Source organism: Acetobacter nitrogenifigens DSM 23921 = NBRC 105050, assembly GCF_000429165.1.
GTDB lineage: Bacteria > Pseudomonadota > Alphaproteobacteria > Acetobacterales > Acetobacteraceae > Acetobacter > Acetobacter nitrogenifigens.
Map to the genome: position 1 here is coordinate 145,111 of NZ_KE386853.1, position 21,488 is coordinate 166,598.

General features: G+C 62.7%; 17 protein-coding genes. 10 read left to right on the top strand and 7 right to left on the bottom strand.

Annotated elements, in window-relative coordinates; all coding sequences use genetic code 11:
- Window position 1: 1 nt before the first annotated feature.
- The 4 genes from greA to carA all read right to left on the bottom strand — a co-directional run bounded on the left by greA (window position 2) and on the right by carA (window position 6,510).
- Window positions 2-475 (bottom strand): transcription elongation factor GreA, encoded by a 474-nt coding sequence (gene greA, locus G442_RS0119655; RefSeq protein ID WP_026399304.1) that lies wholly within the window; start codon window positions 473-475, stop codon window positions 2-4.
- A 123-nt stretch (window positions 476-598) separates the two neighbouring features.
- Window positions 599-3,853: a carbamoyl-phosphate synthase large subunit gene (gene carB / locus G442_RS0119660; protein WP_026399305.1), complete on the bottom strand. Its 3,255-nt coding sequence runs from the start codon at window positions 3,851-3,853 to the stop codon at window positions 599-601.
- Between the two features lie 5 nt (window positions 3,854-3,858).
- On the bottom strand, window positions 3,859-5,064 hold the full coding sequence (locus tag G442_RS0119665; protein WP_026399306.1) for an ATP-binding protein: 1,206 nt from the start codon (window positions 5,062-5,064) through the stop codon (window positions 3,859-3,861).
- Between the two features lie 21 nt (window positions 5,065-5,085).
- Complete coding sequence (gene carA, locus G442_RS0119670) at window positions 5,086-6,510, bottom strand: glutamine-hydrolyzing carbamoyl-phosphate synthase small subunit (protein ID WP_026399307.1); 1,425 nt, start codon at window positions 6,508-6,510, stop codon at window positions 5,086-5,088.
- A gap of 267 nt (window positions 6,511-6,777) precedes the next feature.
- On the opposite strand from carA, the gene G442_RS0119680 reads away from it, so the two are divergent.
- The 10 genes from G442_RS0119680 to G442_RS0119725 all read left to right on the top strand — a co-directional run bounded on the left by G442_RS0119680 (window position 6,778) and on the right by G442_RS0119725 (window position 18,560).
- On the top strand, window positions 6,778-7,248 hold the full coding sequence (locus tag G442_RS0119680) for a GatB/YqeY domain-containing protein (RefSeq protein ID WP_026399308.1): 471 nt from the start codon (window positions 6,778-6,780) through the stop codon (window positions 7,246-7,248).
- A gap of 118 nt (window positions 7,249-7,366) precedes the next feature.
- The gene (dnaG, locus tag G442_RS0119685; protein ID WP_026399309.1) at window positions 7,367-9,265 is read left to right on the top strand and encodes a DNA primase; all 1,899 of its coding nucleotides are present in this window, start codon (window positions 7,367-7,369) and stop codon (window positions 9,263-9,265) included.
- Window positions 9,266-9,454: 189 nt separating this feature from the next.
- Complete coding sequence (gene rpoD / locus G442_RS0119690) at window positions 9,455-11,425, top strand: RNA polymerase sigma factor RpoD (RefSeq protein ID WP_026399310.1); 1,971 nt, start codon at window positions 9,455-9,457, stop codon at window positions 11,423-11,425.
- Window positions 11,426-11,430: 5 nt separating this feature from the next.
- Window positions 11,431-11,988, top strand: a complete 558-nt coding sequence (locus tag G442_RS0119695; protein WP_035376960.1) for a GNAT family N-acetyltransferase — start codon at window positions 11,431-11,433, stop codon at window positions 11,986-11,988.
- A gap of 145 nt (window positions 11,989-12,133) precedes the next feature.
- Window positions 12,134-13,531 carry a DUF2142 domain-containing protein gene (locus G442_RS23655; protein ID WP_246789559.1) on the top strand — a complete coding sequence of 466 codons (1,398 nt, stop codon included), beginning with the start codon at window positions 12,134-12,136 and terminating at the stop codon, window positions 13,529-13,531.
- 243 nt (window positions 13,532-13,774) lie between these two features.
- A complete protein-coding gene (rpsF, locus tag G442_RS0119705) occupies window positions 13,775-14,254 on the top strand; it encodes a 30S ribosomal protein S6 (protein ID WP_026399312.1) in 480 nt (159 codons plus the stop codon).
- Between the two features lie 5 nt (window positions 14,255-14,259).
- Window positions 14,260-14,535, top strand: coding sequence for a 30S ribosomal protein S18 (gene rpsR, locus G442_RS0119710; RefSeq protein ID WP_026399313.1), 276 nt, complete (start codon window positions 14,260-14,262; stop codon window positions 14,533-14,535).
- Between the two features lie 11 nt (window positions 14,536-14,546).
- Window positions 14,547-15,122, top strand: a complete 576-nt coding sequence (gene rplI / locus G442_RS0119715; protein WP_026399314.1) for a 50S ribosomal protein L9 — start codon at window positions 14,547-14,549, stop codon at window positions 15,120-15,122.
- Between the two features lie 392 nt (window positions 15,123-15,514).
- Window positions 15,515-16,762 (top strand): cation:proton antiporter, encoded by a 1,248-nt coding sequence (locus G442_RS0119720; protein WP_026399315.1) that lies wholly within the window; start codon window positions 15,515-15,517, stop codon window positions 16,760-16,762.
- A 574-nt stretch (window positions 16,763-17,336) separates the two neighbouring features.
- Window positions 17,337-18,560: an SAM-dependent methyltransferase gene (locus G442_RS0119725; RefSeq protein WP_035376961.1), complete on the top strand. Its 1,224-nt coding sequence runs from the start codon at window positions 17,337-17,339 to the stop codon at window positions 18,558-18,560.
- A 66-nt stretch (window positions 18,561-18,626) separates the two neighbouring features.
- Here the strand turns inward: G442_RS0119725 and G442_RS0119730 are convergent, their stop codons facing one another.
- The 3 genes from G442_RS0119730 to purE form a co-directional block, all read right to left on the bottom strand.
- The gene (locus G442_RS0119730; RefSeq protein WP_026399317.1) at window positions 18,627-19,313 is read right to left on the bottom strand and encodes a YfdX family protein; all 687 of its coding nucleotides are present in this window, start codon (window positions 19,311-19,313) and stop codon (window positions 18,627-18,629) included.
- A gap of 432 nt (window positions 19,314-19,745) precedes the next feature.
- Window positions 19,746-20,897, bottom strand: a complete 1,152-nt coding sequence (locus G442_RS0119740) for a 5-(carboxyamino)imidazole ribonucleotide synthase (RefSeq protein ID WP_026399318.1) — start codon at window positions 20,895-20,897, stop codon at window positions 19,746-19,748.
- Between the two features lie 23 nt (window positions 20,898-20,920).
- Complete coding sequence (gene purE, locus G442_RS0119745) at window positions 20,921-21,472, bottom strand: 5-(carboxyamino)imidazole ribonucleotide mutase (RefSeq protein WP_084440754.1); 552 nt, start codon at window positions 21,470-21,472, stop codon at window positions 20,921-20,923.
- Window positions 21,473-21,488: the final 16 nt, after the last annotated feature.

The following is a 21,488-nucleotide window of genomic DNA, read 5'->3' on the forward strand; positions in this document are numbered from 1 at the left end:
GTTAAGCGTAGATGACGGAGAGGATTTCGTAAGTCCGGTCGCCGCCAGGGGCCGGAACCGATACGGTGTCTCCAATGGACTTGCCGATCAGGGACTTGGCGAGCGGGGAAGATACGGACAGCAGACCCTGTTTGATGTCGGCCTCGTGGACGCCGACGATCTGGTACGACGCTTCCTTGTCGGTCTCTTCGTCGACAAGCTTCACGCGTGCGCCGAATTTTACCTGATCGCCCGACAGGGTGGACGGGTCTATGACCTCAGCCGTCGAGATGATCTCCTCCAGCTCGAGCACCCGGCCTTCGACGAAGGACTGCCGTTCGCGCGCGGCGTGGTATTCCGCGTTTTCGGACAGATCGCCATGCTCGCGCGCTTCGGCGATGGCGCGGATGATAGCCGGACGCTCTTCGGATTTGAGACGACGCAACTCGTCTTCAAGTCGTTGCAGACCGGTTGCGGTCATCGGAACTTTCTGCAAGGCGCCTAATCCTCAGGTAACGGAACGAAAAAGCGCCGGAAAGCTCACTGGGAGCCCTCCGGTGGTCGGAACTCGTCTGGGAAATCCGGGCCGCAATCGCTCGCGACGCAGCCCGCTGTAAAATCAGAACGATCCACGAAAATAGGACTGAAGCGGCGCGACTTCAAGCGGCCCTTCCAGCATTGCGCTGATTGCATAGGTCGCGGCCCGTGCGCCCGCCATCGTGGTGTAGTGCGGAATGCCCATGGTCAGGGCCGAGCGACGGATATCGTAGCTGTCCTTAACCGCCTGCGCGCCCTGTGCGGTGTTGATCACCATCTGGACCTCGCCGGAGCGGATGGCGTCCACGCAGTGCGGGCGACCTTCCAGCACCTTGTTGACGATGGCGACCTCGATCCCGGCCTCGCGCAGCCTCGCGGCAGTGCCGCGGGTGCCGAGGATCGAGAAGCCCATCTGGATCAGGCGACGGCCCAGAGGCGCGAGCTGCGCCTTGTCGCCGTCGCGCACGGACAGGAACACCGTCCCGGACAGGGGCAGCTTCACGCCGGCGCCGAGCTGGGACTTTGCGAACGCGCGTTCGAAGGATGTGTCGAGGCCGATGACCTCGCCGGTCGAACGCATCTCCGGGCCGAGGATCGTATCCACGCCCTGGAAGCGGTGGAACGGGAACACGGCCTCCTTGACGGCGACGTGCGGCACGACGGCCAGATCGTCCAGCTTGAACTCGCTCAGCTTCGAACCAGCCATGACCCGTGCGCCGATCTTCGCCACCGGGACGCCGGTCGCTTTCGCGACGAACGGCGCGGTGCGGGAGGCGCGGGGATTCACCTCCAGAACGAAGATTTCCTGATCCTTGATGGCGTACTGGACGTTCATCAGGCCGACGATGCCAAGCTCGCGGGCCATCGCCTCGGTCTGCGCCTTCAGTTCCGTGACGATGGCGGGAGAGAGCGTGTAGGGCGGCAGGGCGCAGGCGCTGTCGCCGGAATGGATACCTGCTTCCTCGATATGCTCCATGACGCCCGCGACATAGACGTCCGAACCATCGGCGATGCAGTCCACGTCCGCCTCGATTGCGTCGTTCAGGTAATGATCGATCAGCACCGGGCCGGACGACACTTCTGGCCCGGCCAGCAGCAGAACCGTCTTCATGTAACGCTGCAGTCCGGCGCGGTCGTAGACGATCTCCATTGCACGGCCGCCCAGCACGTAGGATGGGCGAACCACCACCGGGTAGCCGACGCGCTCGGCCACGTCCTCGGCCTCGGCAGGGTTGCGGGCGATGCCGTTTTCCGGCTGGCGCAGGCCGAGCTTGCGCAACATCGCCTGGAACCGCTCGCGATCCTCGGCGCGGTCGATGGCGTCGGCGGGGGTGCCGAGCAGAGGAATGCCCGCCTGTTCCAGAGCGTGCGACAGCTTCAGCGGCGTCTGGCCGCCATACTGCACGATGCAGCCCAGAACCTCGCCACGTTCCTGCTCCTTCCGGATCAGGGCGATCACGTCTTCGGCGGTCAGCGGCTCGAAATAAAGACGGTCGGAGGTGTCGTAGTCGGTCGACACCGTCTCCGGGTTACAGTTGACCATGACGGTCTCAAGCCCGGCCTCGCGCAGGGCGTAGGCGGCATGGACGCAGCAGTAGTCGAACTCGATGCCCTGACCGATCCGGTTCGGGCCGCCACCGAGGATGATGACTTTCTTGCGGTCCGTCGGGTGCGATTCACAGACTGGCGCGCCGAAGCCGCCCTCATAGGTCGAATACATATAGGGCGTCGCGGAAGCGAACTCGCCCGCGCACGTGTCGATGCGCTTGTAGACCGGCAGGACGCCTGCGGCCTGACGCAGTGTCGTAATTTCGGACGCCTTTGCGCCGGACAGACGCGCCAGTTGCACGTCGGAGAAGCCCATCGCCTTGAGCGTGCGTAGACCGCGCGCGTCTTTCGGCAGGCCATGATCGAGCACGCGCTTCTCAGCCTGCACGATCTGCTCCAGTTCGCGCAGGAACCATGGCTCGAAGCGGCAGGCTTCGGCGATTTCCTCGACGGAAAGACCGGCGCGCAGCGCCTGCGCCGCCATCAGGATGCGCTCCGGGCGCGGCTGGGACAGTTCGGCGCGGAACGCGTCCACGCCGCCGTCGCCGGGCGCTTCGACGGGGTCAAGCCCGGTCAGGCCGGTCTCCATCGAGCGCAGGCCCTTCTGCAGGGCTTCGGGGAAGGAGCGGCCGATGGCCATCGCCTCGCCCACCGACTTCATGGACGTCGACAGCAGGGCAGGCGTGCCGGGGAATTTCTCGAAGGTGAAGCGGGGAATCTTCACCACGACGTAGTCGATGGTCGGCTCGAACGACGCAGGGGTCGTGGCGGTGATGTCGTTGGTGAGTTCGTCGAGCGTGTAGCCGACCGCGAGTTTCGCCGCGATCTTGGCGATCGGAAAGCCGGTCGCCTTGGACGCCAGAGCGGAGGAGCGCGAGACGCGGGGGTTCATCTCGATCACCACCATGCGTCCGTCGACCGGGTTGATGCCGAACTGCACGTTCGACCCGCCAGTTTCGACGCCGATGGCGCGCAGGCACGCGATCGAGGCGTCGCGCATCCGCTGGTATTCCTTGTCGGTCAGCGTCAGCGCGGGCGCCACGGTGATGGAATCGCCGGTGTGGACGCCCATCGGGTCGATGTTCTCGATCGAGCAGACGATGATGCAGTTGTCGGCCTTGTCGCGGACGACCTCCATCTCGAACTCTTTCCAGCCGAGAACGGACTCCTCGACCAGAATTTCGGTCGTGGGGGACGCATCGAGGCCGGAGGTGACGATCTGGTCGAATTCCTCCTTGTTGTAGGCGATGCCGCCGCCCGAACCGCCCATGGTGAAGGAGGGGCGGATGACGGTGGGAAGGCCGATTTCCTTCAGGGCTTCGCGCGCTTCTTCAAGCGTATGGGCGATCAGGCTCTTCGGGCTTTCGATGCCGATGGCGTCCATCGCCTCGCGGAACTTCTGACGGTCTTCGGCGCGGTCGATCACGTCCGCCTTCGCGCCGATCAATTCCACGCCGTGCTTGACCAAAAACCCGGAGGCGTCGAGCGCCATGGCGGCGTTCAGCGCGGTCTGTCCGCCCATGGTCGGCAGGATGGCGTCCGGCTTTTCCTTCAGGATGATCCGCTCAAGGAACTCCGGCGTGATCGGCTCGACATAGGTCGCGTCCGCAAGGCCGGGATCGGTCATGATCGTGGCCGGGTTGGAGTTCAGCAGGATGACGCGATAGCCCTCCTCCTTCAGCGCCTTGCAGGCCTGCGCGCCGGAGTAATCAAACTCGCACGCCTGACCGATGACGATAGGGCCTGCGCCGATGATGAGGATGGAGCGGAGGTCGGTCCGTTTGGGCATGGGCGTCAGTCCTCTGAATAGGCCGGGTCGGAACCCATGGCGCGGATGCGAAGGAGATAGTTCTCGAAGAGGGGAACGGTGAAGGCGACCTCGCCATGGGCGGGGCTGTAGATCATGCCCTTGCCGATCAGCGCGGTGCGCAGAGGGGCGAGGGCGGCGGTCCGGGCGGCCATCCGTTCGGCGATTTCGCCCGAGCGGTGGGCTCCGGGGCCGAGTTCGGCCATCGCCTGACAATACTCCCGCTCGCGCGGGGTCAGGCGTTCGTAGCGCATGCGGAAAAAACCCGCGTCGAGCGAGGTCAGCGACACTTCCGTCGCCACGGCGATGTCGCCGGGCAGGATCGTGTCGCCATGCGCCACGTTCCAGGCGTGGTAGGCCCATTCCTGGATGAAATAGGGGTAGCCCTGGGTGATGCGGATCACCTCGTCTACGGCTGCTTGCGTGAAATCCACACCCTCTCGCTCGGCGGGTGGACGCAGGGCCTCGGCGGTCTCGTCCGGGGACAGGGGGCCGAGAACGGGAAATTCGAACAACCGCTCGGCATAAGAACGGGAGCGGCCGGTCATCGCCACGACGTGCGGCAGCCCCGCGCCGAGCAGCACGACAGGCAGTCCCTCACGCATCACGCGGTGCATCGCCATGATCAGCGCGCCCATGTCGAGCTCGCTGAGGCCCTGTATCTCGTCCACGAACAGGGCGACGCCTGTCTGGCGCGACCGCGCGGCGAGACCCAGCGCGGAGATCATGTCCGGAAGATCGGTCTCAAGATCGCCGCTGTCGGCGGTGCCGCGTTCGGGTTCGACGTCCAGTTCGATGGAGAAGCCCATCGGATGGTGAATCCGCAGACCCGCCGCGAAGCTTTTGAGAACGCGCAGGCCCCGCTTGACCTGTTCGGTGACGGCGCCCAGCCGATCCAGTTCCAGCATCATCCGGCGGACATGCGGAGCCAGAAGCTGGCCCAGCGGCTTGTCCTCGCTCGCTTCGATGAAGCAGGTCAGATACCCGGCGCTTTCGGCGAGTTGCTGCGCACGGCCAAGAACGACGGTTTTGCCCACGCCGCGCAACCCGGTGGCGATGAAGCCGCGCGCGCTCTTCCCGACAAGGGCGCGCTGCAAAGCGATCCCGGCCTGCGTGAACAGCTCGTGCCGTCCGGCAAGTTCAGGCGGAGACGCGCCGGCGCCCGGCACGTAAGGGTTGCGGACTGGGTCCATAGCGTTTGTGGCGGGGCCTGCTTACGCCGCGTTCTTCGCCGCGTGCGCGTCGATCATCGCGACGAAACGCTCGAACAGGTAGAAGCTGTCCGACGGGCCGGGCGAGGCTTCCGGGTGGTATTGCACCGAGAACGCGGGAAGCGTCTCGGAGGCGATGCCTTCGTTGGAGCGGTCGAAAAGGCTGACATGCGTCACGCGCACGTCGTTCGGCAGCGATTTTTCATCCACCGCGAAGCCATGATTCTGGCTGGTGATCTCCACGCGCCCGGTGGACAGGTCCTTCACCGGCTGGTTTGCGCCGCGATGTCCCTGCGCCAGTTTGTAGGTCTTCGCGCCGAGCGACAGCGCCAGAAGCTGGTGGCCGAGGCAGATCCCGAACACCGGCACGCCCGCATCCAGTACGCCGCGTATCGCAGGGACTGCGTATTCCGCAGTCGCCGCCGGGTCTCCGGGGCCATTGGACAGGAAGACGCCTTCGGGCTTGAGCGCCAGAATTTCTTCGGCGGAGGTTGTCGCGGGAACGACGGTGACGTCGCACCCGACGGTCGCGAGGCAACGCAGGATGTTGCGTTTGGCGCCGTAATCGACGGCGACGACGCGGCGCAGGCGCTCCGGCAGGGGCTTCGTTGTGGCGGGCCATTCCCACACGCCCTGATCCCATGCGTAGGGTTTGTCGCAGGTGACGGCCTTTGCGAGGTCCATACCCTCCAGCCCCGGCCACGCAGCAGCTTCACGTTGGAGCGCGTCTACGTCGAGTTTGCCGTCGACGGCGTGCATCAGCACGGCGGTCTGCGGGCCGCCGTCGCGGATGCGCAGCGTGATCGCGCGGGTGTCGATGTTGCAGATGCCGGGAACGCCGCGCGCCTTGAGCCACGCGTCGAGATCCTCGGTCGCGCGCCAGCTCGCCGGTTCGGTGAGGTCCTGCTTCACCACCAGTCCGCGCGCCGAAACCTTCGCGGCCTCGTCATCCAGCGCGTTGACGCCCACATTGCCGATATGGGGGAAGGTGAAGGTAATGATCTGTCCGGCGAAGGACGGGTCCGTCAGGGTTTCCTGGTAGCCGGTCATGCTGGTCGAGAAGCACAGTTCGCCCACGGCGGCGGCAGGCGTCGACGCGCCAAAGGCGGCGCCCCAGAACACCGATCCGTCGGCGAGGACGAGGGCGGCGGTCGCGCCTGCGGGCGCGGTGACGGCTGTGCTGGCGATAGGCTGCATGTCGGGGGTGCGTCCCTGGGCGTGAGTGACGGAGGAAGGCGTGTCGGCGAGGTCGGGTTGCAGGTCTTCGAGCGCGACGCCTGCGGCCCGAGCCACGGTCGGCCAGTGTTTCGGCGGAATGGCGCGCGCCTGTCGCCATTTACGCACGGCCTCCGTGCCCACGCCGGTCAGTTCAGCCGTTTTTTCCGGCCCGCCAAGGCGTTCGATGATGCTATCTACTGAAAGCCGCATGTTCGCGTGTCCCTCTGCCGCTCTGCCTCCTATCAGGCTGGGATAGCGTTGGGAAGAAAATTCCCACATGCTCGTCACTCGGCGGTGTGGGAAAAAAATTCTTCCAGGCGGCGCCTGATGGGTGCGCCAGCGGCCGGTATCGGCCGAATTGTCGGTGCGAACCATGTTGGGGGAACGGCCTCGCTGGACATTCTTCTGTGGCCCGGAGACGTCCTGTCGGGCATGACGTGCGGATTGTGACCATTTTGCCGATCTGGAGTTGACCTGATGACTGAATCCCTACCGCTTCGCGCCCGGCTGACCGCTGACGTCAAGGAAGCGATGAAGGCCGGGGAGAAGGAGCGCCTCGCGACCCTTCGGCTGATCGGCGCACGCCTGAAAGACGCCGACATCGCAGCGCGTCCTGAGGGCAATGGCGACATCAGCGACGACAAGATCGTCGCTCTTCTGCGTGGCATGGTGAAATCTCGCGACGAGTCGGCCGCAATGTATCGCGACGGCGGGCGTCCGGAACTGGCTGCCAAGGAAGAGGGCGAGATCGCGGTGATTCGTGGTTACCTTCCGCCGGAAATGGACGATGCCGCGCTAACGGCGGCAATCGCAGAAGCGGTCAATGCGACCGGGGCCACGACCATGAAGGACATGGGGAAGGTCATGGGCGCGCTGAAGGCGAAATTCGGCGCCAATCTCGACCTCGGTCGGGCCAACGCCGTGGTCAAGTCGACGCTGGGCGGCTGAAGGCGCGCATGTCGGGACCAGCGATCACAGGCGTGGGTTCTGCAGGCCTCTTCGGGGGCTGCTATGCTGCGCGTGCGAGCGCCAATGACGGGTCGCCTCGGGTATGTGACGTGACGCCGTGAGTCTCGACCCCGCCTTTCTCGACGAACTGCGCGCCCGGACGCCGATCGCAGCCCTGATCGGGCGGCGGGTGAAGCTCGCGCGCTCAGGTCGCAACTGGAAGGGGTGTTGCCCTTTCCACGGCGAGAAGACGCCGTCCTTCTACGTTTATGACGATCATTTCCACTGCTTCGGGTGCGGCGCGCATGGCGACGCCATTTCGTTCGTCATGCAGATGGAGGGAAAATCTTTCCCGGAAGCGGTCGAGAGTCTGGCGGGCGAGGCGGCGCTGGAGGTGCCGAAGGCCAGTCCTCGCGCCCGTGAGGAAGCCGCGCGCGCGCGTTCATTGGGCGATGTGCTTGAAGCGACGCAGCGGATCTGGAGCCGCGATCTGTACGAACCGACCGGGCGGGCCGGGCTCGACTACCTGCGTGGCCGTGGCCTGACTGCCGAGACCATCGCCGCTTTTGGGTTGGGTTGGGCGACGGATCGACGCGGGGCGCTGGTCGACGCGTTGCGGCCGCTCGGGATCACCTCGGATGCGATGGCCGAGGCCGGGTTGATGCGCCTGGACGAGGACGGACGCCCGAAGGGCGAGTTGTTCTGGGGGCGCGTCACGTTTCCGATCCGCGACCGGCGGGGAGACCTTGTCTCGTTCGGAGGGCGGATACTCGGCGACGGTCAGCCGAAATACCTCAACGGCCCGGAGACGGCGCTGTTCTCCAAGCGTCGCCTGCTCTTCGGTCTCGATCGCGCCCGCGCAGCGATCCGCGCGCCGCGTCCGAAAGGCGCTGCCTCGGTCGAGGCGGTGGTCGTTGAGGGTTACATGGACGTGATCGCCTTGCATCAGGCGGGCTTTACCGGCGCGGTGGCCCCGCTCGGCACGGCGCTGACGTCGGAGCAGCTTGAAGTGCTCTGGCAGGTCGCTCCTGCGCCCATTCTATGTTTCGACGGCGACGCCGCGGGGCGGCGGGCGGCCATCCGCGCGGCCGAAACAGCGATGCCCCTGTTGAGCGCCGAGCGTGGACTCCGCTTCTGCGTCCTGCCGGACGGGGAGGATCCGGACAGCCTGATCCGCAATCGCGGCAGGGAGGCGGTCGTGGCGATGTTTGCCGGAGCCAGTCCGCTGTCGGAGATGCTGTTCGAGCTTCTGGCCGAAGGCACGCCCGCCAACGCCACGCCGGAGCAGCGCGCTGCGCTGCGCGCGCGGCTGATCGAGACCGCCGCGAAGATCCCGGACAAGGGGCTGGCGTCGGAATACCGGGCCACATTGCTGGATCGGTTTTTCGCCACGTATCGGGGGCGGCGTGGCGGCGCGGGGCTTTCCGGCAATCGGCGCAAGGGCGATCGCGGCGGTTCATGGAATGGCCGCGACCCTGGCCTCGTCGATATTCCTCCGCCGCCAGCCGGGGCGGGAGGCCCGAGCGGCGTTGATGCGCGGTTGGGGATGCTTGCGGTCATAGCAATGCGTCATCCCGAATTGATCTCGGGCGTGGAGGACGCGTGGTGCAGGCTGGATCTGCCGCCGGATCAGGCTGAGTTGCGTGAGGCGCTGCTCGACTATGCGTCGTCCGGCGATCTCTCGGGGCAGGGAGGCGTCGGCGATGGCGCGCTGGAAGAGCGGGTTTTGAGCGCTCTGGCGTCGCGTGGCCTGCGTGAGCGGGCGGAAGCGTTGATTCGTAATTCCTGTCTGCCGCGTCCCGGCGCGACCTTTGGGGATGGGCTGACCGATGTGGCGCCGGAGGTGCGTTGGTGGCACTTTTACGCCAGCGTCAATCGTCAGCGCTTTGAGGCGGAGATCGCACAGGATACGCAGAGCTGGATTGACGGCGGCCTCGACCCGATCGTTTGGGACAGGCTCAAGTCGAGGCTCGAGGCGCAGGCCTCCCTTCGCGTGCTGGAAGACGGTTCGTTCTGAAGCGCTGGCGCCAAGTGAACTGAACGTTTCGGCCAGTGGTGCGTAATTGTCTGACAGCGGTGATCCGCGCGCCGGAGGCCTTGACTTCCGCCCGTGGATCGACCACCTCCACGCTGCCTCTTTATTATTGATTGTTCAGCCATCCTGCTCCGGAGCGCGACCGGGGCGGATGAAGGAGAGAACTCAGGAATGGCCACGAAGACTGCGTCCGCCGCCACTACGACATCCGGGGAGCAGGATGGCGACAATTCGCTTCTCGACACGCAGTCCGGCGCCGTCAAGAGACTGATCGCGAAGGGCCGCGAGCGCGGTTACATCACTTTTGACGAGCTGAACGCCGTTCTGCCGCAGGATCAGATGTCTTCCGAGCAGATCGAGGACGTCATGGCCGTGCTGTCGGAAATGGGCATCCAGGTCGTCGAGAACGAGGACAACGAGGAAGCCGAACAATCGGACGAGGCCAAGGAAGAGGCGGAGTCCGAAGCTGAGGCGGAGTCCGAGAGCGAGGAAAGCCCGTCCGGCAACGTAAACGCGGAGAACCTCGGGCGCACCGACGATCCGGTGCGTATGTATCTGCGCGAGATGGGCTCCGTGGAGTTGCTTTCGCGTGAGGGCGAAATCGCCATCGCGAAGCGCATCGAGGCTGGTCGCGACGAGATGATCGGCGGTCTCTGCGAGAGCCCGCTGACATTCCGCGCCATCATCTCCTGGCATGAGCGTCTCAAGGTCGGCGACATGCTTCTGCGCGATATCGTCGATCTGGAAGCGATGCAGGCCGGGGCCAACGGTCCCGAAGGCGTCCCCGGAGAAGAAGGAGCGGGTGAAGAAGAAGAGGTCGAGGAGACCGAAGAGGCTGAAGACGTCGACAATGCCGAAGGCGAAGGCAGCGGCCTGTCGTTGTCTGCGCTTGAAGAGAAGCTGAAGCCCGAAATTCTTCTTCAGTTCGATGAGATCGAGCCGCTTTATCTCAAGCTGCAGAAAATGCAGGACAAGCGACTTGAGGCGCTTGTCACCGGCGGAGAGAGTTCGGAGAAATCGGAGCAGGCCTATCTGGAGCTTCGCGCAGAACTGGTGGCGAAGGTTGAGCAGGTACATCTGCACAACAATCGGATCGAAGAGCTTGTGCTTCAGCTCAAGGAGCTGTTCCGCAGCCTCAACGTTCTGGAAGGGCGCATGCTGCGTCTTGCCGAGAGCTGCAAAGTGTCGCGCGACGACTTCCTGCTGAAATATCGCTCGCATGAGATCGATCCGAACTGGATGGAGATGATCGCGACGCTGCCTGCGAAGAGCTGGAAAAACCTGGTCCTGAAGCACAGCGAGACCCTTGCCGACCTTCGGTCGCAGGTCGCGGAACTGGCGCAGGATACCGGTCTGTCGGTCAGCGAATTTCGCCGCGTTTACGCCACGGTCGCTCGTGGCGAGCGTGATTCCGCGCGCGCCAAGAAAGAGATGATCGAGGCCAACCTGCGCCTCGTGATCTCGATTGCGAAAAAATACACCAACCGTGGCCTGCAATTCCTCGACCTGATTCAGGAAGGCAATATCGGCCTGATGAAGGCGGTGGATAAATTCGAATATCGCCGCGGCTATAAGTTCTCGACCTATGCGACCTGGTGGATCAGGCAGGCGATTACCCGCTCTATCGCCGATCAGGCGCGTACGATCCGTATTCCGGTGCACATGATCGAAACGATCAACAAGCTGGTGCGGACGTCTCGTCAGATGCTGCACGAGATCGGGCGCGAACCGGCTCCGGAAGAGCTTGCCGAGAAGCTCGGCATGCCGCTGGAGAAGGTCCGCAAGGTGCTGAAGATCGCCAAGGAGCCGATTTCTCTCGAAACGCCGATCGGCGACGAGGAAGACAGTCACCTTGGCGATTTCATCGAGGACAAGACGGCGGTCATTCCGCTCGACGCCGCGATCCAGACCAACCTGCGCGAAGCCACGACCCGTGTGCTGGCGTCGCTGACGCCGCGCGAGGAGCGTGTCCTGCGTATGCGTTTCGGCATCGGCATGAACACCGACCACACGCTTGAGGAAGTCGGACAGCAGTTCAACGTCACCCGCGAACGTATCCGTCAGATCGAGGCGAAGGCGCTTCGCAAGCTCAAGCACCCGAGCCGCAGCCGCAAGCTTCGGTCGTTCCTCGACGACAACTGATCGCGATGGAGCCCACCACGCGGGCGGTTGTTGACGTCACCTTCATGGAGATGTCGAGACCGCCGGAGGGGCCTGCTCGGCCGTTGCCGCCAGGATGGTCGATTGATCGCGACGTGCGCCCTTCAGTCGCGTTCTACCGTGAACTCTATGACCGCGTCGGCCGGGACTATTGCTGGTGGATGCGGCAGGTCATGCCGGACGCGGAACTTGCGGATGTTCTGGCCGAGCCGGGGCGCAGCGTCTCAGTTCTGCTGGAAAATAGCCGCGTGCGTGGCTTCTTCGAATTGGAAGTGCCGCAGGAAGGCCTCGTCAATCTCGGTTATTTCGGTCTTTATCCCGAAGCCGTGGGGAAGGGCGTGGGAACGGCGTTCCTGCGTGCGGCCGTAGACGCGGCATGGGCTTTGAAGCCGCGGTCCGTGCGGGTAAATACCTGTTCAGCCGACCATCCGCGGGCCCTGCCTGCATATCGGAAGGCAGGCTTCCATGTGCATTACGTGGTGCGCGAAGTCTGGGATATTCCTGACAGGTTGGGCTTGCAGGTGCCGGAGGCATTGCGAGGCTAGAGCCTAAAATGAGGTCGTGCTGCTCCACAACATACCGTCAACTACCACCAGCAATTCTGTGTTTGCGTATTCTGGCGGCGATGGTCGGGGCCGGTGAGAGAGGAATGCGAGTTTGACTATGTGGCGCCAGGTGTATGGCATCGTAATGAATGCATGGTCTCGAAACTCCGGATCCGCCGTTCTTTCCCTGATTTTTGCGCCTTTCGTTTTATTCTCCATCCTGGCGAGCGTTTTTTTGACGCCGCCCTTCCAGGTCCCGGATGAGCCCGCACATTTCCAACGCGCGATCCAGGTGTCGCAGGGCGGTGTGCGGGGGGTGATGTTCGGCGTGCAGGCCGGGGGATTTCTCCCCGGAAACTTGCAGAAAGTTCTTCATGTTTTCGACGATATTCCTTTCCGCCCCGAAAATAAGGCGACGCCTGCGCGCATCGACGCCCTGGCTTCAGTGGGTTGGGATAAATTTTTTGCATTTCAGGGCTTTCCCAACACCGTAACTTACGGCCCGATCGCCTACGCTCCTGGCGCGGTGGGGGTGGTCGTCGGGCGCATGCTGCGCATGTCGATCATTCAAACCTCATACATATCGAGACTGGCGAACGGACTTGTTTTTCTTGTTCTGGCGAGCTCCGCGGTGGCGTTGTGTCGACGTGGAGGGTTGTTTCTGGCCGTAGTCCTGTCTTTGCCGATGACAGTGTTCCTTGCTGGGTCGCTATCTGAAGACGGGGTCGTGATCGGGGTGAGCGCGCTGGTTGCGTCACTGTTGACGCGGCATCAGCGGTCCGTCGCATGGAGCTGGAAAATATGGGCCTTTCTGGGCGCAGGCTTCGGAATTGTGGCCATGGCCAAGCCGCCATTGCTCGCGCTTTCGTTAATCTCAATTTTTTTAGTAGATCGTCGCGAGCTTCGGGCCGCCATTCTGTGTCCGATTGTCGCCGCGGCGTTGACGTTCGCTTGGCTGATCTGGGGCGTTTCGCCGGTCAAGGTGCAACTGCTGGCGGGAAGCGAATTCTCTGACGCGGGGCAAGTTCGCTACGTCGTGACGCATCCGCTTGCGTTCGTGTTTTTGCTTGCTAACACCATACAGGCATACGGAGACGCTTATCGGTCTCAGTTCATCGGCGTTCTCGGTTGGCTGGACGCACCGTTTCCGTCATGGTTCTACCGGGCCGCGAAAAATATCCTGCTGGTCAGCTTTTTGTTTGCCTTCCTTGTGCCTCGGGGTAACGCGTCTCCAAAAGAATTCTTTTGTGGGGCAGCCCGGCGAACGGGCGTGGCTGCGTCGGTTCTGTTATCGGCTATCGGGATTTTCTTCTCCCTTTATGTCGTCTGGACGAAGGTTGGGGCGCCAGTCGCCGAAGGTGTTCAGGGGCGATATTTCCTTCCGGGCGCATGCTTTCTGGTGCTACTTGCACCACGCTGGAAGCCATTTCGGGTTTCAACTACTGATGCCGCCATAGCTGGCGTCGCGACTTTGGGTTTCGCTGTCTGGCTGACGTGTGTGTTCGGGGCGTTCACGCACCTGCTCGCAGTGAGATTCTGGTAGAAAGCCGGTCGTTGCTACTACGGCGCACCATAAATGTGAGGTCAGGGCTCTGACCTGAAGTAGGAAACACGTGTGGAGCAACGACAAGATGCTTGCTTTCGCTTCCCATCCGTGCTTGATGCGCCATCTTCCCTGCCGGGCGCGTGGCGTCGCCCCGGCTATACCCGTTGCGCGAGTGCGTCTCGCGCGCCATTGGCGGAACGGTCCGTCGGTGTCGGGTTGAAGCAATCCGGAGGGACGTTCATGCCATTGTATGAGACCGTGCTCATCGCACGTAACGATATCAACCAGCAGCAGGTCGAAGCGGTTGCGGAAGGGATCAAGGCGATCCTCGAAGCCGACGGCGGTTCGATCAAGAAGCAGGAATACTGGGGCCTGCGCTCGCTGGCTTACCGCATCAAGAAGAACCGCAAGGGGCACTACATGCTTCTCGGTCTTGACGCGAAGCCGGACGTTCTGCGCGAAGTCGAGCGTCAGCTCAGCCTTAACGAAGACATCCTGCGCGTGCTGACCCTGCGCGTCGAAGAAATCGACGAAGCTCCGTCCCCCGTTCTGTCGCGCAAGGGCGAAGAGCGCGGCGAGCGTGGCGGCGGCGGTTTCCGCGGTCCGAAGCCTTCGGGCCGGTTCGAGAGCGGCCGCACGCGTCGTTCCTTCGATGACCGTGAAGAATACCGCGCCCGTGACGAGCGCGCCGAATCTTCCACCGACAGCGCAGCGGAGTAATTCGGATGTCCGAGACCAGCGAAGTCAATCCCGCCGGCCGCCGCACCGCCGTAGGCGCGCGTCGTCCGTTCCACCGTCGCCGCAAGGCGTGCCCGTTCTCCGGCGCCAACGCGCCGAAGATCGACTACAAGGACGTTCGTCTGCTCAGCCGCTTCCTCTCGGAGCGCGGCAAGATCGTCCCGAGCCGCATCACGGCGGTGTCCGCGAAGAAGCAGCGTGAGCTGGCCCAGGCCATCAAGCGCGCCCGCTTCCTCGCCCTGCTGCCCTACATTGTGGGCTGAGGAGACGGAACATGGCTGCAACTGAAGTCATCCTGCTCCAGCGGGTCGAGCACCTCGGCCAGATGGGCGAACTTGTGAAGGTGAAGCCGGGCTATGCTCGTAACTTCCTCCTTCCGCAGGGCAAGGCGATCCGTGCGAACGCCGCCAACAAGGAGCGTTTCGAGCGTGAGCGCGCTCAGCTCGAAGCGCAGAACATCAAGCGCCGCGAAGAGGCCGAGCGTCTCTCCGAGCGTATGGAAGGTCTGACGGTCGTTCTGATCCGTCAGGCTGGCGATGGCGGCAACCTCTACGGTTCCGTGTCGACGCGCGACATCGCGCTCGCCACGACCGAAGCTGGCCTGACCATCAACCGTAACCAGGTGCACCTGCCTCACCCGATCAAGACCCTGGGTCTGTACGACGTTCGCGTCGCGCTGCACCCGGAAGTCGCGATCCATGTCCGCGTCAACGTCGCCCGCTCCGTTGAGGAAGCCGAGCGTCAGGCGCGTGGCGAGGTCATCGGTACGGAAGAGGAAGACGAAGTCGAGCAGGACGCCTCCGAGGAAGCCGCAGTTGAAGCGACGACCGAGGAAGAGACCGCCGCCTGATTTTTCAGACGATCGAGTTTTCTGGAGAGGCCCGGACGAGCAATCGTCCGGGCTTTTTCTTTGGCGGACGCATGGTCCGCACAAACGGAGCGTCAGGCGTTTCTTTGTCCGCTGAAAGCGCAGCTAGCTCTTGTCCTGTTCGCCAGCTAACGCAGTGAATGCAGGCCTTTGTGCGGAGGCGAGGAGTTCGACAAGGACCTCGCGCCGTGGAGTGATGTTGCTGCGAATTGCGTCGATTGCGGTTCGGCGCAACCGCCGTCGGTTATTATTCACGCACGGGTTCCGGCGGCGTGACGACCAATAAGAGCGCGGACGTGCCGTATAATGGAAGCGCGGGCTGTCGAGACGGTTTGTCTTGACGCACGACCGTGAAGACTGCAGCCGTGGCAGTCATGGATATGTTCAGCATGATCGCCTTGCTGCTGGCGCTCGCCGCAGCCTTCAGCATCGCGAACCACCACACTTTGCGCGTGCCCGTCACGATCGGCGTCCTGATATTCTCCCTGCTGACGTCGCTGATCGTCATGGCGTTGAATCCGCTGATCCCGGCCTATGACCTGCAGGCGCTGCCGCGATCGGTGCTGGGCGCGATAGATTTGCCCGAAACTTTTCTGAACGGCGTCCTGTCGCTCCTGCTTTTCGCCGGCGCCATGCAGGTGAATCTTACGCATCTTCGGGCGCGTCTGGCCTCGGCGACGGCGCTTGCCATCGTGGCGACCGTTCTGGCGGTCGCCTTTCTGGCGGTCGCCTCGTGGCTGGTGTTTAGCCTGCTTGGACATGCGTCGCCCTTCATATGGTGCGTCGTGCTTGGGGCCATCATCGCGCCGACAGACCCGGTGTCGGTCGTGGGAATGCTCAAGCGTCTGGGGCTGCCTGACACCGTGCAGGCGCTTTTCGCAGGTGAGAGTCTGTTCAACGACGGCGTTGGCGTTGTGATCTTCGGTTTGACGATCGAAGTGGCGACTGGCGGTCGTCAGGATGTTTCGGCGCTCGAATTTTTGTCGAGTTTTTGCAGGGAGGCTTTGGGGGGCGGGGTGCTGGGCGCCCTGACCGGCTGGATCGCGCTTCGTATCCTGCGCGGGCAGCGTGATTCGCATATCGATCTTCTGACCTCGCTGGCGCTCGCCATGGGAACGTTCAGCATCGCCAGCAAACTTGGCGTTTCGGGGCCGATCGCCGTCGTGGTCGCCGGATTGTGCTTCGGGACGAGCTACAGCCGCTCGGTCTTCGACGAACTGTCGCGTAAGGAACTCGACAGCGCATGGACCTTGCTCGATGAAGTGTTGAACGTGCTGCTGTTCATGCTGATCGGGTTCGAAATACTGGAAATTACGCCGCGTTACTTTTCGCTGGCCGCGACGTTTCTGATTATTCCCTTGTCTCTCGGGGCGCGTGCGTTGAGCGTTCTGCTGTCCACCTTGCCTGCTCATTTGCGCCACTGGGATCACGGCCGTACGTTTGGCGTGCTCACATGGGGCGGCATTCGAGGCGGAATATCGGTGTCGTTGGCGTTGGGATTGCCGCCGGGAGAGATGCGGGATCTGCTACTTCCTGTTTGTTATGGTGTCGTCGTCTTCAGTATCGTGGTTCAGGGGCTGACGATGGAGCGAGTAGTAAACAGACTTTACAGGCATCGTTAGGCGTCGGCTCGTTCACTTCGAAGCAAAGCCCAGCCCCTGAGATCCAGGCGCCGTGTTTCTTCTTCCGGCTGGTGTAGCCTCGCGTTCAGGCGATCTGTCATTGCGCCTGCCGATAAACCCGTTTCGTAGGGCATGCTTCTCTCGCTCGATCAGGCGCGGGGTGAGAAAGCCGCCGTATTCCGCCAGATGCTCGTCGATTTGCGCAGAGCTTGAAAATCAGCAGCAGTATTCGCAATCAGCCTGAATGTGGTGGAACCCTTTGCCGGGGTATTCGGTGAATTTCGTCACGGCTTCGTGTGACCGTGTGTAGTTCTGGTTTGTTGCGTCTCGTCAAACGAATTTGGGACGGGATGGTGGCAGTCGCGGAGAGGCTGACGCCCGGATTTTCAGTTAATTTCTATGAATCTACCGCTGCGGATGGCTGCAGTATTATGGGGCGCCGAAGTGAATCTCGGTGAATTCCCCAATGCGCCTGGAAAACTGCGCCCCTTTACGTCATTTCGCTTCGACGTAACGATGGATTAGGGTCCTTTGTCTGGACAGAAGCCAGAGATTCTCAAGGAGACTGGGTGAGATGCGAATCCTCGATCTGATGCTGAGACGATTTATTGATGTCGGATCGCTGGAAGTCACCTACCCGGACGGGCTGCGCAAGACGTATGGGAGTGCTGGTGAGGGGCCGCATGCGGCCATGACGATCCACACCTCGGACGCCGAGCGGCGCCTCGTGTTGAATCCGGGATTGGCGTTTGGCGAAGCCTACATGGACGGCGCGATCAGCCCGGACGGATGTGACATTTACGCGCTGCTGCATGTCCTTATGGAGAATGCGATGGCTCCCTCGTCTGGCGGATCGCTGATCGGGGAGCGGGTGGCGTCTTCCGTGCGCTATCTGCGGCGGGGTTGGATACAGTTCAATCCGGAGAAACGATCGCGCAGTAACGTCGCTCATCATTATGATCTCGACGGGCGGCTATACCAATTGTTCCTCGACAGGGACCGGCAATACTCCTGCGCGTATTTTCAGACCGGGCACGAGACCCTCGACGAGGCGCAGGAGACCAAGAAGCGTCATATCGCCGCCAAGCTGAAGCTGGATCGCCCCGGTTTGACGGTGCTGGACATCGGATGCGGGTGGGGAGGCATGGCGCTCACCCTCGCGCGCGATTATGGAGCGAATGTCGTCGGGATCACGCTGTCCACGGAGCAGTTGCAGACTGCCCGCGCGCGGGCGGCAGAGGCGGGGCTGTCCGACAGGGTCCGTTTCGAACTGCTGGATTATCGGCTCTTGCGTACGCGTTATGACCGCATCGTCTCCGTCGGCATGTTCGAACATGTAGGTGTTGGCCATTATCGCACCTTCTTCAAGAAGGTGAGGGATAGTCTTAAGGACGACGGCGTCGCCGTAATCCACTCGATTGGTCGTAACGACAGTCCGGGCACCACAAATCCCTGGATCGACAAATATATATTTCCGGGCGGCTACTCCCCGGCGTTGAGCGAGACCCTCGCCGCGATCGAGACGACTGGCCTGTGGGTCACGGATTGCGAGATCCTGAGGCTGCACTACGCGAAAACCATAGAAATCTGGAGGGAGCGTTTCAATGCGCGCCGCGTTGACGCGGCCGCTCTCTATGACGAACGCTTCTGTCGGATGTTCGAATTCTATCTGGCCGGAGCGGAGCTTTCGTTCCGCGTACAGGGGCATATGAATTTTCAGCTGCAGCTTACGCGCGCTATCGATGCGACGCCGCTTACCCGCGATTACATGTTCGAGGCTGAAAAACGCTCTTCCTGAAGACGCCGTCGTCTGACGCGCATCTGGTTCGGGCGACGTCAGAGCGACGCCGCCCGTGTGTAACGTTTATTTCGGCGTTTTAGCGCTGGCCTTCGGAGCAGGCAGCGCAGTCGCAGCGAAGTCTTCGGTAACGAAAACCAGACCGTTCAGAGCGTCGTCCAGCGCGGCGAGGGCGTCTTTCGCCTGACGTCCCTCGGTGAAGACTGTCGCGCGGTTCACGGCGCCCTGCGTCGCTGCCAGCGGAGCGAGTGCGACGATGAACGTGGCGTCCTCGCCAACGACCTGCATCGTCTGGGCGGCCTGCTCCGTTTCACCAGCCTTCAACTGAGCGTTGGCGCTGGCGACGCTGGCTTTCTTCTCGGGAGCCAGCGTGTCGCTCACGATGAACTCTCCGCCGACTGGCACCCAGTCAGCCGGAGTGGCGGACGGCGTGTGGCCTGCGGTGGGCGCATGCTGCGGCGCGGTGTGCAGGGCGCTTTCAGCCGCGTTGAATTTTACGCCCGCCTTGTCTGCGGCCTCCAGACGCTTGCTGGCGTCGTACAGTGCGGGAATTGCGGCGTCCGTGTTGCCGGCGGCGAGCAGATCGTGGGCTTTGAAAATATCGCCGAGGGCTTTCTGCCCGTCCATCGAGAGGTGACGGAACGCGCGTCCGGCCTTGTACTGCTCCCAATGCGTGCGGATGGAGTCTGCATGAGCGAAGGCAGGGGTGAGCGCGAGGCCCGTGGCGAGCGCAAGTGAAGGAACAAATCGCATGTCTGTATCTTCCTTTTTCGTATTCAAAGGCTGCGAGCGCACCGGTCCGGGTACATGATTTCCGACTCGCAGGGGTGCGCGTAATGACGACGCGGACAATAAATTTAACGATTACGATCAGATCGAAAGACAAACCATCGAAGCGTTCGAATCGATAAATTCGTATTTGACGTAGTAATATTGCGGTGCAGCGTCAATGTGCGTTCGCATATATAAATTTGTTTGTAATTATTGATTTTTTCTGTGGATACTATGTCGCAATCAATATTGAATTTTGGAAAATTAACTATTCTCGACCAATGGAGGCGATATCTCCGGATGGCTCGAAATATCGGGGGTGGGCGTTGAGCGCAACGTATCGGGACTGTGGGCCCGACCGACGTGATCGAGCCTGTATGCCTGCTTGTTTTCGTGTGAGGCGGCTTAGGTTGTTCAGTCCTTGCCGTCATCCTGCACGGCAAGGAAATCCAGCCTTGCCTGAACGCCGAATTCGCCCGGCATGCCGCCGCGCGGGAAGAGCATGTTGACATGCCCCATCTTCCGTCCCTCTCGCGCCTCGTCCTTGCCGTACAGGTGAGGGATGAAGCCCGGCGTCCCCAGGATGCGGGGCCATAGCGCCATATCAGTCGGACCGATAAGATTTTTCATCACGGCGTCCGAATGGCGCGTGGGCTCAAGGAGAGGCAAGCCGGTTACCGCGCGCACATGCATCGCGAACTGGTCGATCACGCAGGCGTCCATGGTCCAGTGACCAGAATTATGCGGTCGGGGGGCTATCTCGTTGACCAGAAGACCGCCATTCGCCGCGACGAACATCTCGACGCCCATGATCCCGACCAGATCGAGCGAGGTGGCGATACGTTCGGCGATATCGCGCGCCTTCGCCGCCGTCTCGTCCGTAATTCGCGCGGGCGCGAGGCTGAGATCGAGGATGCCGTTACGATGCCGGTTTTCCGTCGGATCGAAGCACCGGACGGTCCCGTCCACACCACGGGCGACCATCACGCTGATTTCCATTGCGAAGTCGACCATGCCCTCGGCCACCAGGGGCTTCGGCTCCAGCGCGTCAAAAGCGGCCTGAAGTTCGTCGGGACTGGCGATGCGCTTCTGGCCCTTGCCGTCGTAACCGAGCCGGGTGGTCTTGAGGATGAACGGATAACCCAGTTCGTCCGCCGCCGCCCGCAGGTTTTCACTGTCGGTTACGAGCCGCCACGGCGCAACCGCCACACCTGCGTCGCCGAGGAAGGTCTTCTCCCGTTCGCGATCCTGGCTGACGCGCAGGATCAATCCGGACGGACGCACTGGCCTGATGGCCGAGAGAAGGTCCAGCCCGTCGGCGCTGACGTTCTCGAACTCGAAAGTGATGACGTCGACGGCTTCCGCAAACTGCCGCAGGGCTGTCGGATCGTCATAAGCGCCGATGGTGGCGTCATGGGCGACCTGCACGGCCGGGTCGTCGGGATCGCTGGCCAGCACGCGGGTTCTGAAGCCCAGACGCGCGGCGGCCATCGCCGACATGCGGCCGAGCTGGCCGCCGCCTACGATGCCGATGACGGAATTGGGGGGGAGGGAAGGCGTGGTCATGGCGTCGTGCACGAAGTCAGTCGTCACCGCTCGGGCTCGTCACGAACGGACGCGGTCTGCAAGGCGCGCCAGGTTTCGAGCCGCGCGGCCAGAATCTCATCCCCGATGGCGAGGATTGAGGTGGCCAGAAGAGCGGCGTTGATCGCGCCCGCCTTGCCGATGGCAAGCGTTCCGACCGGCACGCCGCCGGGCATCTGCACGATGGAGAGCAGGCTGTCCATGCCCTTCAGCGCATGGGATTCCACAGGCACGCCAAGCACGGGCAGCCGCGTCCAGGCGGCGCACATGCCGGGCAGATGAGCGGCGCCGCCAGCACCGGCAATGATCACGGAAAGCCCCCGTTCGACAGCCGTGCGCGCGTAATCGGCAAGGCGGTCGGGCGTGCGATGCGCCGAGACGATCTTCGTTTCGTAAGCCACGCCAAGCGCTTCCAGCGTGTCGATGGCGTGACGCATGGTCTCCCAGTCAGACTGACTTCCCATGATGACGCCAACCTGCGGCGCGCCCGCCACGGCCGTCTCGGAAGGAGTATTCTCGGCGCTTATGGCGTCGGGCAGGTTGGGCTCGTCAGTCATGGTCGTCTCTGTAAAA

Excerpts from the sequence above, each read along its gene's own strand:
- rpsF (WP_026399312.1), top strand. The coding sequence starts at position 13,775 with ATGCCATTGTATGAGACCGTGCTCATCGCACGTAACGATATCAACCAG.
- G442_RS0119730 (WP_026399317.1), bottom strand. The coding sequence starts at position 19,313 with ATGCGATTTGTTCCTTCACTTGCGCTCGCCACGGGCCTCGCGCTCACC.
- carB (WP_026399305.1), bottom strand. The coding sequence starts at position 3,853 with ATGCCCAAACGGACCGACCTCCGCTCCATCCTCATCATCGGCGCAGGC.
- carA (WP_026399307.1), bottom strand. The coding sequence starts at position 6,510 with ATGCGGCTTTCAGTAGATAGCATCATCGAACGCCTTGGCGGGCCGGAA.
- G442_RS0119740 (WP_026399318.1), bottom strand. The coding sequence starts at position 20,897 with ATGACCACGCCTTCCCTCCCCCCCAATTCCGTCATCGGCATCGTAGGC.
- rpoD (WP_026399310.1), top strand. The coding sequence starts at position 9,455 with ATGGCCACGAAGACTGCGTCCGCCGCCACTACGACATCCGGGGAGCAG.
- G442_RS0119720 (WP_026399315.1), top strand. The coding sequence starts at position 15,515 with ATGGATATGTTCAGCATGATCGCCTTGCTGCTGGCGCTCGCCGCAGCC.
- G442_RS0119725 (WP_035376961.1), top strand. The coding sequence starts at position 17,337 with ATGCGAATCCTCGATCTGATGCTGAGACGATTTATTGATGTCGGATCG.
- rplI (WP_026399314.1), top strand. The coding sequence starts at position 14,547 with ATGGCTGCAACTGAAGTCATCCTGCTCCAGCGGGTCGAGCACCTCGGC.
- G442_RS0119680 (WP_026399308.1), top strand. The coding sequence starts at position 6,778 with ATGACTGAATCCCTACCGCTTCGCGCCCGGCTGACCGCTGACGTCAAG.
- rpsR (WP_026399313.1), top strand. The coding sequence starts at position 14,260 with ATGTCCGAGACCAGCGAAGTCAATCCCGCCGGCCGCCGCACCGCCGTA.
- G442_RS0119695 (WP_035376960.1), top strand. The coding sequence starts at position 11,431 with ATGGAGCCCACCACGCGGGCGGTTGTTGACGTCACCTTCATGGAGATG.
- G442_RS0119665 (WP_026399306.1), bottom strand. The coding sequence starts at position 5,064 with ATGGACCCAGTCCGCAACCCTTACGTGCCGGGCGCCGGCGCGTCTCCG.
- G442_RS23655 (WP_246789559.1), top strand. The coding sequence starts at position 12,134 with ATGAATGCATGGTCTCGAAACTCCGGATCCGCCGTTCTTTCCCTGATT.
- purE (WP_084440754.1), bottom strand. The coding sequence starts at position 21,472 with ATGACTGACGAGCCCAACCTGCCCGACGCCATAAGCGCCGAGAATACT.